This window comes from Acinetobacter sp. YH12106 (assembly GCF_013418995.1).
Taxonomy (GTDB): domain Bacteria; phylum Pseudomonadota; class Gammaproteobacteria; order Pseudomonadales; family Moraxellaceae; genus Acinetobacter; species Acinetobacter pseudolwoffii.
Window position 1 is genome coordinate 1 of record NZ_VPAV01000036.1, and the last position, 10,575, is coordinate 10,575.

Below are 10,575 nucleotides of genomic sequence, written 5' to 3' on the forward strand. Positions count from 1 at the left end.
AAAAGGCTTGTATCAGTGCTTCCCTTATGTCATATCTATTTACAAAGGAGCAAGGCATTCTTAAAGATCAAAAGACGGAATTAATGATGAAAAAGCATTTGATTTTCCTTGTTTTTATAGTGATGGTTTTTATTTTAGCTCTAGTTGTAAAGATTAATAATGATCATAAAAAAGCGCAAGCATTAAACAAATTGGAACTAGTTGAAAAGAAAATCCATTAGGTAAAAATTGACTTATACTTATTTAAATAACGCTAATAACTAAGCCCAAAAAACACCTAGACCCAGTGCTATACACGCTTAGTTTTTTTATATTTCAAAAGAGTATTTTAGCAAATATCATAAAAGACCGGTCTATTCTTAAGCCGGTTTTTTATATCGCAGATCATCATGGCTTCATCATAGATATATGAATATTAAGATAAATAAAAAGCCCTATAGTCTCTCCCGTTACTATAAGGCTTATAAAACGCTGTAATTTTTTTCTTAATTACCTACTTTTCGATGTAGGTTATAAATATATTTTACCTATTGGTAAAAATAAAGATATAAGACAAAAGATGAATACGTTAGGAATTCCGCGTAAAAACTACTATGTAACTCCAAAATAGAACTGTTCTCGATAAATAATGAGCTAATTAACAGTACATATTCGGCTCAAAATATGAGTCGAATTTGTGCTATATTTAACTCATCTTAGATTTTAGATGAGAGAGATTGAAAATGCAGAAATGGATTTGGCAAGCAGAAAACTGGACAAATTTCACATGGCAAGATTCAACTATCTTACCTAAAACCAGACAGATACATCAAAAAATAGGAATTCTTCTTGGACAAAGTCAGCATGATTTAGCGAAAGAACAATTCACTCTAGATACTCTACTTGCCAATCTCGTTGCTTCATCAGCAATTGAAAATGAAACCCTCAATGTTTTTTCATTGCGATCATCTTTAGCCCAACGCTTGGGTGTCACTCTTGAACAGCCTTATCCAAGCTCAGATCGATCAGAAGGTTTAGCCAATATCATGCTGGATGCGCTGAACGATGTTAAGCAACCACTGACTGTTGAGCGCCTCATGCAATGGCATCGTTGGCTTTTCAATGACCCCGACTGGACAATGCAACGTTTACGCATTGGTCAACTGAGGGGATCAGAGCCTATGCAGGTCGTTTCAGGTCGATTGGATTACCCTAAAGTACATTTTGAAGCACCGCCAAGAGAAGGCTTAGAAGAACGCTTACATACCTTCATAGCGTGGTTTAATCAGAGTCTGAATGATTCATTGCTTGATCCTCTGTTACGTGCAGGCATTACCCATTTATGGTTTGTTACCCTACATCCTTTTGATGATGGTAATGGCCGTATTACACGTACACTTACAGACCTTGCTCTAGCTCAAATGGATGAGCAAAGTATCCGTTTGTATGCAATGTCTACTGCGATATTAAATAAACGTAAAAGTTACTATGAGATATTAGAACAAACTCAAAAAAATGATTCTGATATCACAGATTGGCTGATTTGGTTTCTAGACACGTTGAATGAAAGCCTTGAAAAAACCTTAGCGCAGATCAGTCGAACATTGTTTAAAAGTCAATTTTGGCATAAATATTCAAATTTAGCCCTGGGTGAAGAACAACGTAAAGTTCTAAATCGTTTATTAGACGGTGGCGAAAATGGCTTTGAACATGGTATTAGTGCTTCGCAATATCAAAAGGTTGCTAAAGTCAGTAAGGCAACGGCTACTCGCCACTTATCAGACTTACTTGAGAAAGAATGTATCGTTAAATTAGAAGGTGGTGGACGTAATACACGCTATCAGATCAATACCCAGTTATAGATATTCTAAGCAATAAAAAACCCCGGCAGGATGCCGGGGTTTTTCATGTTTTCTCATGTGCTTTCACTATCCTCGGATCCCTATCCAACAACTTATAATTATTGTTTTATGTTATGAAGCTTCCTGTTCCTGATGAGTTCATCATAGGAAAATTCCAGTATGCCGCATAGCAGCAAAGAACCGGAATTCACATAAGCTCAGGTGTACAAAATAGCCTAAATTTTATCCACAAAAAATGTGGATAATTTTGGACATTGAGGCATTGATAAAATTTGAAAAATCTCAAAATTGATTGCTTTTTAAACAAAATTATTGGCAAGAACTATCAAAAACGATCATAAAAAAGCCGACTTGTTTCCAAGTCAGCTTTTCGACATCGTCGAGCATTATCACTATAACACAAGTATTTGATTTTTATGTGTTTAAAATATACATTTTGTATAACGCCCATTATGTTAAATGGAAGCAAACGACCTCCAAGAAAATCGGTATAGTATGAATAGTTATTGAGTAGATAAGAGAATTAAGTTAATGAAATACTCAAAAGAAAAAATAGTAAAAGCCCTATTACTTGCTCCTTTACCACTACTTTTTTTCACAGCATTGCTATTTATCATAATGAATCGTGAATATAGTCTATATTCAATTTTTGTGGTTTTTGCAGGGCATGGTCTTGTTTACTTGGCTTATAGTATTTTGACAGTACCTTTTAGCTTTATGGTCTCAATTCTTTTAAATCGTTATAGTATTCTTAATTTGCTAACTATCTGTATTAGCTCTTTAATTATTGCTATGCCATTTTTTGTTCTTTTTGGATGGAGCCATACAGGAGAAGTTTCGAAAGAATGGTGGAAGATGTATACCGACACTTGGACTATCTTTATGGCTCTAATTCCAGGCTTGTCTTATTGGTTATTTTTAACTGATTTTAAAGTTAAAGAATTATTAAAGAAAAAAATAATATATTTCAATATATTAGCTTTTGTTTTGACTTATTTGTCTTTGTTTCATCAGAAATATACATTGATAGACCGGATAGTTGTAGACAAGCTTGGAAAAGTTGAAGTTATAGGAGGAGGATTTCCATTACAGTTTTTAGTAGATGGTGAAATATCTCCAGGCGGTAGTATAGCGCTAGATCCTTTAAATATTATTATAGGAATAGATCAATTCATTTTTTTATATTTTATTCTTGATTATTTATTTTGGCTTATGTGTCTTTTAGTCGGTTATGCGTTTTTTCGAAAGATAAAAGTGAAATTATAATGTCTAAAATATTTATAAAATTAGGAATTTTACTTGTAGGTCTATGTCTACTTCTAATCATTAATTCATACAAACAGAAATTAAATCATGATAAAGAGATGGCAACACAGACAACAATACTTTTCTTTAATTCACTTGCTAAACATGATCTAGAATCAGCAATCAAATATGTTTGGCCAGATGCGCGATTACATGAAGATTTAAAAAGTTCTGAAAGGTTTCTCTCTTTCAAAGACTCAAAAATTTTAGAAGTAGTAAGGATTAATTATGATTCAGCGGAAAGTAGACCTGAGTATTATCAAGAATTTTATAAAATTATTTCAGTGATGGTAAAAGTTAAAGTCGTCCATATAGATGATGCTGGTAGTCCAGTAGGTGACTATATTTTATTTATTACTCTTGTGAAACAATCTCCTCAATCTGATTGGCTAATTACAGAATTTGGTAGTGGGCCTTAAGATAGTAATTATAGAGAAAAGCTAAAATTAACATAATACACCTTATACGAAATGCTTGAAATTTTCCTATAAGCATCAATATCTTAACTAAAGCCGTTCCAGTGCGCTGTCTACTGGAACGGCTTTTTCATGATTATTCATGTTCCACGCCTAATATTTGATCATTGTTCCACACTTTTTAATTAGCCCCAGTGAATAATCTATAAGGGTTTGAAATCAGTATTTTGATGTAAACTTTTAAAAATCCGTTTAGCAGTTTCTTCTCTGACACTTTTTGGATCTCGTAAGATGCCACCAATCCAAAGGGCAAAAGTAGGATAGTCAGGAAAATTACTGAGGTCTGAAAGTTCAGAAAATTTAGATAGAATGGTGCTGTATTTATTAATTTGAGCATCTGACATATTGCAGAACAGATCTACTGTGTTTATGTCCATTTTAGGTGCTATAAGTTTTGGCTTAGGTTTCTCTCTCACAATAAATTTAAAACCAACGACAGATCGTCCTTGTTTTACGTTTTCGTAAGTGAGTTCAATATCTGTATTAGCTGTAATTTCTTTTAGTGATGGCTTGAGTACTCGGTCTTTTAGATTACAAAGTTTATCGTATGACTTAGGCAGTCCAAGTTCACTCTTAATATTTTCTAAGGACATTTCAAATTGCCCCATTGCTTGATATTTCTTGGCTAAATGATAGATATCGAATGAATAATCTTTTTTTAGACTCAGTACGATATCTTTTTTGTACTTAGTATAAGGGTTTAATTTATCAAATTCTTTCAGCATCAAAAGAACTTCTTCTGGAAAGCATATAGATACTGAACCGTTCTCGTATATTGCTCTAATAACCCAATTGCAATATGTCTTCTTCTTAGTATCACCATAAGAAAAGTAACGCCTTAAAAGACTTTTACTAGCTTCTTCCATTTGTGAATAAGCAGAATTGGTTTTTATACCGCATTCTTTCGCAAATTCTTCTGATGTTATGGTAATCGCATCTTTTTCAGTTGCATCAATTGTCCGAGCTATAGGACTAGCAAGAATTAATAAGCGTTTCTCATCAATGCTCATGCTTTTAAAGCACTCTTGAATCGTATTCTGCATAACAACCCAAGATACAGGATAAGTCTTTTTAAAATCCATTAAACTACATTCCGCAAGAAGTAGTTTTTTATAACACGTTGTTTTAATTTTGCACACTATTTTTGTAGTTTTTTAAATTAAACTACATTTATTGTGCTGTAGTTTAATTCATGCCATTTGTAGTTTCTAATCATGCTATTTGTAGTTTCTAATATCTTAAAATCATGCCATTTGTAGTTTAATTCATGCCATTTGTAGTTTTTTAAAGTCTGGAAGCCTTGTTCTGTATGGTCTAGAAGGGTGTCTAAAAGTATTTAAAAGCTTTTTAAAAGAATAAAAGGGATTTAAAGGCAAAATCAAAGGCTATGGCACTCGCTTCGCTCGTGTCGTTTCAAGAGCAAAATCAAAAGCAAAAACATTGATAATGTATTCGCTCCGCTCATACTTTTTGAAAAGCAAAAGCTCCAAAGTTCGCACCCATTCGGGATGCTCTGTACTTACCGTTTAAAATCGAAAGGGAGTTTGTAATCAGAGAAGAAGCATTGCTGAAATTTTTATGATGCTCAATCACTCGTAGACACTCGTTCGGTTTAAAGCTGTTTGCTTCCCAAGGGAAAAACAAAGCGAACAGAGTGTGAACGAATAAAGCATTTATCGTTCATTCTCACTCTGATTACTGTTTTTACTGAATTCGATTAAAAGTCAAAATCGAAATCACGGCTCTGTTGTGGTTTCTTTTCAGATTCGCGGCTTGGCTGTGAAAAATGTTTTTCAGCGATAGGGGCTTTTTTCTCTGCAATTAAGTTTTTTATGCCCTCAAAGCTATCTAAACAGTTTTGATATGCCTGTCTTTGAGATTTAAAACGATCATTTTGTGGCTCTAAAATAATTTCACAGTTTAAATATTTGAGCATGGTCTCATCATTTTTAATGATCTTTTCAATTTTTTCATAGTCGTAACTACTAAGGCTATTAGATGCACGAGACGTATACTGCTTCAAGTTGTCTGCCTTTTCAGCGATACAGTCGATAATGCCTAACTGGCTTTTGTTTCTGTATAGCTCATCTTGTTTTTTAGAAAGTCTCTCATGGCGGATATTATAATCAGGGTAGTATCCGTCATATCTCAGCCTGAACTCCGATGCTAGTTGCGGTTTTATCCTAAGATTCTTGACTAATTCTGTGAGTTGTTCAAATTTTTGATCAATGATATTAAGCTGCCAAGCATTGTTTCTAACTGCTGTAGTCGCTTGTCCTGAGTCCTCAAGTCTTCGTCTATACTGATTGATACTTTGAGTTGTGAGAGCTTCAAGAGAGCTTGTTCTAGATCTGTCTGTTGAGCTGTAATTTTCTGTCGGATAGGTCTGAGTTCTGTACTCACCATACTGTTCACAATATTGCTTAAATTCAGATCGTTTAAGGCTTGTGTTAATTGTGTCTGTAATTGGCTCATTAAGTTGCGTTGAAAGTTCAGCTGTAAATCCTGTGAAAAACTGCCCTGTTCGATTTTCGATAACTCGCTTTTGAGTGCCGAGATCAAGGCTTGTTGTGCCTGTTTCTCCGCTTGTAAAATGCTGATTTTGTCCTGTAATTGCTGCTCTACTTCGCTGTAGCCGGTCAAGATGATCTTTAATGAATCGACTTGTTGACTCAAAGCCTTGTTTTGCTCTGCTAACAAGATGTTTTGTTGCATCAATAAATTGTTTTGCTCTGTCAAAAAATGGTCGATTTCGGTCTGCATATCTTATCTCCGTAGGCTGTTCAAATAGTTGACTTGATTGGTGATTGCTTGTGCATTCTGCTGAATCATTTGCTTTTGAGCTTCGATTGTTTTTAGGTTGGTTCGTGCTTGAAAGGCGAAATAAAAACTGATTAAAAGCATCAACACTGCAAATATCGCTATCCCCAGTAGTCCGTGAAATGCTCTCTGACTGTTCAATTTTTCCGTCAAAAGGCTCTGAAACTGACTGTTGATTTGATTGCTTTGGCTCGCTATGACTTGTCCGACTTGGGTTTGAATAGACTTCTCTAGACTGGATTGGTCGATCTTGATGCCCTGTAACTGGCGGTTTATGGTCGCTTGCAGATCTTGAAGTGAGACTGAAAACGAATCTATGCTCGATTTCACTTTTGATATTTCCGCAATATCTATACTCGCTAGCTGAGCCGACAATCCGTCTATTTGCGCCTTGTAGCTCGCTGTCGTCTCTTTTATGGCTTGGGGTGATAGATTGCCTATTTCGTTCAATATCGAGCTTAGACGCGATTTGAGGGCTATTGTTGTCTGCTGGACTTGCTGTAAAAGCATGCTGTTTTGAGTGATAGGCTCCTCGCTTTGCTCGATAGTCATCTCGAATGCTTTGAGCGTCTCGGATAGCCTGTGCAAGCTCGTTTGCAGTTGGTCGGCTTTCTGCTTCTGCTCTGAGACGCTCTGAATAAAGTCCAATTTCGAATTGTTCATGATAAAAATCGCCTGAAAGTCTATGTTTTTTGCCATTATTGAGAGTGACAGTTACGGTTTGCTGTGCTCTGACTGATGCCACGCCTTCGAGTTGCTCGATACAGCTAACAATGTCTGCTCTATTTTTTACTGTTTGGGTCTTTAAAAGTGTTTGGACGTAGTTATCAACGGTGTTGCAAAACTGCTTTTTTGTGAGGGTCTCAAAGTCTTGGCTTGTAAGAATTTTTTTTGCTTGGGCATTGAGCTTGGCAATGTGATTCGGCTCTTGTGTGGTCTGTGTCAAGAGCAAGTCATCAGGACGTGACCATTGATATTTGGTGTTGAAGTAGTCCCGCAACGAGTCAAAGTGCTTTTCATGACCAGGGGGCGCAATATTCAGTGATTTTCCGCTTTGTATATCAAGGCGTGGTGCTAGAACGTGGATGTGCTTTGAGCCGTCATCGTCAGTGTGTAGCACTGCAAAAAGGTGATACTGCGAGGGATCTAGTCCCGAGAATGCATGTTTTTCAAAATCGTTTAAAACTTCTTGGATCTGCTCATTAGTTGGATCATCTTCTTTTGACCATGCAATGACTCCGCTTGTATATTTCCAAAGGTGAGGACTGGCATCACAAACTGCATTAAACGTAGTTGCATCACCTCTTAAAACTTCAACGCCAGCTCGAACATTACCTTGATGATCGAACTTATCTAAAACATAAGCTGAAGCATGTGCAGCAGATCCTTTGCCATGGTCTAAAAATTTAATATGCACTCTCGTCCACCTCCGCCAGTTGTATCGAAGACAACTGCTTTTTAAGCCGTTCAGGGCTTTGTCTGCTGATTTTAGGAAGTGCAGGGAATACGTGTTCTAACTCGATTTGAATGCCTTTTAAAACTGAAAAGAGGCTGTAAATATCTAACTTGCGTTGCTCTTGCGCATCAGCATTTTTAATGATGTTTAAGGCTCGGGCAATCTGATTTAAGTTGTTGCCGATCTTGGATAGTTCTAGCAGTACATTCGGGTCAGCTTTTTGATAGCGTTTGACCACTTCAATCACTGTTTTGATTTTGGTTCTTGGTTTTAGTTCTTCTTCCGTGGGCCGTTTAACCGTGACTGCATCTTGCATAACTTCACGCTGAATCAGAGAGTGGATGAAGTCTGTAAAAGTCGTTCCCTCTTTTTCGAGATGCTTCTCCAGTTGCTCTAGCTGTAGCTCGGTGAGTCTGAAAATTTTATTTTTACTTCGCATATCCTCATCCTATTCACAGGCTTTTGCTTTCAAGTCAATGAAATTGACTTGCCCATCTGTGATGGGCTTGGGGTCTTAGGGGAATCCCCTAACAAGTCCCTGAATATCGAAAAACCGAAGGTTTTTTGTATATACAGGTAGGCTTGCTTATCTAATTTAGCCATGTAATTTTATTCTACTATATTGGTCAATATTTGTATGAAAAGATCAAAAAAAAGGTTTATCTGGTGATAGTGCTTAAATTTCGCATAAGAGATTTTATGTTAAATCAAAAACTAATCCCCTAAAAATAGGGGATTAGTTTAGTAATGAAATCGACATTGAATAATAGAGATTCGTTCATCTGTTACTTCATAAACTAATCTATGTTTTTCATCAATTCTACGGCTCCAAAAGCCTGAAAGATTAGCTTTTAAAGGTTCTGGTTTTCCTGTGCCTTTAAAAGGTGTCCGTTGACATTCTTTGATCAAGGTATTGATACGCTTAAGTATCTTTTTATCCTGTGTTTGCCAATAGATATAGTCATCCCAGGCATTATCAGTCCATTCGACGTTACGATTCGTCATCCTCAATCAACTCTCTTTGTTTGGTTTTCCCTGCACGTAATTGAGCAATTGATTCATTTAAACGACTGGCATTATTAGGAGATGAAAGTAGATATAACGTTTCCATTAAGCTATCGTAATGATCTTGTCCCATTACTACAGCATGACCACCTTCTTTTCTTGTAATAAAAGCAACGTCTACATCATCAATTACTTTATCTAAAACAGATTTTAAATTGTTACGTGCGTCCGTATATGTAAATACATGCATATATCTATCCCTCTTAGGGTAAGCTGCGTCGAAACGCTGATAGCTAGACTACCTAGATGGTAGTGATTAAAACTTTACACTCTAAATGTACAGAATTATGTACATATTGTCAATTTCGTATAACCGCCATTATGTTAAATGGAGAATAAAATACGATCATATATTTATAATCCAATTCTTTTTTTGATAGAAAGAACCATTCTTTCTTTATTTAAATATCTGATACAGTGGCACTTATATAAAATATTATAACTTAGGTGATCCATGCCTAGCCTAACTCTCAAAGCGACATCAAAAAGATGCTTCGAGCCTAAAGTTCTAATGATTCTAATTGAGTGTCTGCCTGATGAACAAAGGCCTCCTATCAAAGAGTTATTAACCTCTTATCCTGTAGAAATTAAACTAAATTTAACTCCAGAAGTCTTAGAACCCACTCTCGAAAAAATACTAAAACGATTAGGCAGAGTATTTATTATCAGTAAGTAGATCAGTTCTGAAGTTTTCTTAAAATTAACATAATACACGTTATACGAATTCCCAAGGCATGGCTTTTAGTCATGCTTTTTTTATCAAAAGAGTATAGCTGAATGATAACGAGCCAAATAACATAAAATATCTATCATTAAACTTAATTCAATAATTAAATGATAGTGTTATCATTAATCTAATAGAATTAAGATTAAATGATAAAAAATGAATACACGTATTTATCTACGAGCTTCAACTAAAGATCAAGATGCAGAAAGGGCTTTGCAGATTCTTCAGGATCTAAACCAAAACTTGAATTTGGGCGAAACCATTGTGTACGTGGAAAACTATAGTGGTACGAAGTTAGACCGACCTGAATTGAATAAGCTACTGTCACAAGCAAATCAAGGTGACACCTTGTTGGTTGAAAGTATTGACCGATTATCACGCCTAACCCAACAGGATTTTCAAGAGCTGAAGCGCAGGATCCAGGAGAAGGGACTTCGTTTAGTCGTAGCAGATCTTCCTACTACCTACCAAATGATTCAAACCAGTGACAGCATTACTCATTCAATCTTGGAACTCATCAACAATATGTTGATTGATCTCCTGGCAACAATGGCCCGTCTAGACAATGAGAAACGTATAGAACGTATTAAGCAGGGCCTAGAACGTTCGGGTTACAAGCCAACAGGTAAGAAAGCCAATGAGGCTAAGCACAAACGAATAAAAGAATTGCTAGCATCTGGCAATATGACTAAGGAAGAAATTGCCAAAGCAGTGAATTGTGGAGTTGCAACTGTCTATCGAGTTGCTAAAGTCATTTAAAAAGGCTTGTATCAGTGCTTCCCTTATGTCATATCTATTTACAAAGGAGCAAGGCATTCTTAAAGATCAAAAGACGGAATTAATGATGAAAAAGCATTTGATTTTCCTTGTTTTTATAGTGATGGT

At 35.8% G+C, this 10,575-nt stretch carries 10 protein-coding genes and 1 pseudogene; 6 read left to right on the plus strand and 5 right to left on the minus strand.

The features are described 5' to 3' along the window. From FTU45_RS15370 to FTU45_RS14255, 5 genes and pseudogenes are all read left to right on the plus strand, one after another. On the plus strand, positions 1-221 hold a 221-nt coding region (locus tag FTU45_RS15370; RefSeq protein ID WP_257224068.1), incomplete at its 5' end, for a hypothetical protein. A gap of 501 nt (positions 222-722) precedes the next feature. Continuing rightward, positions 723-1,841, plus strand: a complete 1,119-nt coding sequence (locus FTU45_RS14245) for a Fic family protein (protein WP_126064968.1) — start codon at positions 723-725, stop codon at positions 1,839-1,841. A gap of 531 nt (positions 1,842-2,372) precedes the next feature. After that, a pseudogene (locus tag FTU45_RS15525) lies at positions 2,373-2,783 on the plus strand (hypothetical protein); the annotation flags it as partial. Between the two features lie 30 nt (positions 2,784-2,813). Further along, complete coding sequence (locus FTU45_RS15530; protein ID WP_227505690.1) at positions 2,814-3,107, plus strand: hypothetical protein; 294 nt, start codon at positions 2,814-2,816, stop codon at positions 3,105-3,107. A gap of 98 nt (positions 3,108-3,205) precedes the next feature. Then, complete coding sequence (locus FTU45_RS14255) at positions 3,206-3,565, plus strand: DUF4829 domain-containing protein (protein WP_224223039.1); 360 nt, start codon at positions 3,206-3,208, stop codon at positions 3,563-3,565. 200 nt (positions 3,566-3,765) lie between these two features. Here FTU45_RS14255 and FTU45_RS14260 read toward each other — a convergent pair whose 3' ends face one another. The 5 genes from FTU45_RS14260 to FTU45_RS14280 all read right to left on the minus strand — a co-directional run bounded on the left by FTU45_RS14260 (position 3,766) and on the right by FTU45_RS14280 (position 9,153). Continuing rightward, positions 3,766-4,704: a replication initiation protein gene (locus tag FTU45_RS14260; RefSeq protein ID WP_180076615.1), complete on the minus strand. Its 939-nt coding sequence runs from the start codon at positions 4,702-4,704 to the stop codon at positions 3,766-3,768. A gap of 635 nt (positions 4,705-5,339) precedes the next feature. After that, positions 5,340-7,859: a relaxase/mobilization nuclease domain-containing protein gene (locus FTU45_RS14265; protein WP_180076616.1), complete on the minus strand. Its 2,520-nt coding sequence runs from the start codon at positions 7,857-7,859 to the stop codon at positions 5,340-5,342. Continuing rightward, positions 7,849-8,337 carry a plasmid mobilization relaxosome protein MobC gene (gene mobC, locus FTU45_RS14270; protein ID WP_180076617.1) on the minus strand — a complete coding sequence of 163 codons (489 nt, stop codon included), beginning with the start codon at positions 8,335-8,337 and terminating at the stop codon, positions 7,849-7,851. The genes FTU45_RS14265 and mobC overlap by 11 nt, the downstream gene beginning before the upstream one ends. Positions 8,338-8,639: 302 nt before the next feature. Then, a complete protein-coding gene (locus FTU45_RS14275; RefSeq protein WP_180076618.1) occupies positions 8,640-8,903 on the minus strand; it encodes a Txe/YoeB family addiction module toxin in 264 nt (87 codons plus the stop codon). After that, positions 8,890-9,153, minus strand: coding sequence for a type II toxin-antitoxin system Phd/YefM family antitoxin (locus FTU45_RS14280; RefSeq protein WP_180076619.1), 264 nt, complete (start codon positions 9,151-9,153; stop codon positions 8,890-8,892). Before FTU45_RS14280 ends, FTU45_RS14275 begins: the two co-directional genes overlap by 14 nt. 693 nt (positions 9,154-9,846) lie before the next feature. Here FTU45_RS14280 and FTU45_RS14285 point away from each other — a divergent pair. Further along, positions 9,847-10,449 (plus strand): recombinase family protein, encoded by a 603-nt coding sequence (locus FTU45_RS14285; protein ID WP_126064970.1) that lies wholly within the window; start codon positions 9,847-9,849, stop codon positions 10,447-10,449. Positions 10,450-10,575 lie beyond the last annotated feature (126 nt).

Excerpts from the sequence above, each read along its gene's own strand:
- FTU45_RS14255 (WP_224223039.1), top strand. The coding sequence starts at position 3,206 with ATGGCAACACAGACAACAATACTTTTCTTTAATTCACTTGCTAAACAT.
- FTU45_RS14245 (WP_126064968.1), top strand. The coding sequence starts at position 723 with ATGCAGAAATGGATTTGGCAAGCAGAAAACTGGACAAATTTCACATGG.
- FTU45_RS14260 (WP_180076615.1), bottom strand. The coding sequence starts at position 4,704 with ATGGATTTTAAAAAGACTTATCCTGTATCTTGGGTTGTTATGCAGAAT.
- FTU45_RS14280 (WP_180076619.1), bottom strand. The coding sequence starts at position 9,153 with ATGCATGTATTTACATATACGGACGCACGTAACAATTTAAAATCTGTT.
- FTU45_RS14285 (WP_126064970.1), top strand. The coding sequence starts at position 9,847 with ATGAATACACGTATTTATCTACGAGCTTCAACTAAAGATCAAGATGCA.
- mobC (WP_180076617.1), bottom strand. The coding sequence starts at position 8,337 with ATGCGAAGTAAAAATAAAATTTTCAGACTCACCGAGCTACAGCTAGAG.
- FTU45_RS14275 (WP_180076618.1), bottom strand. The coding sequence starts at position 8,903 with ATGACGAATCGTAACGTCGAATGGACTGATAATGCCTGGGATGACTAT.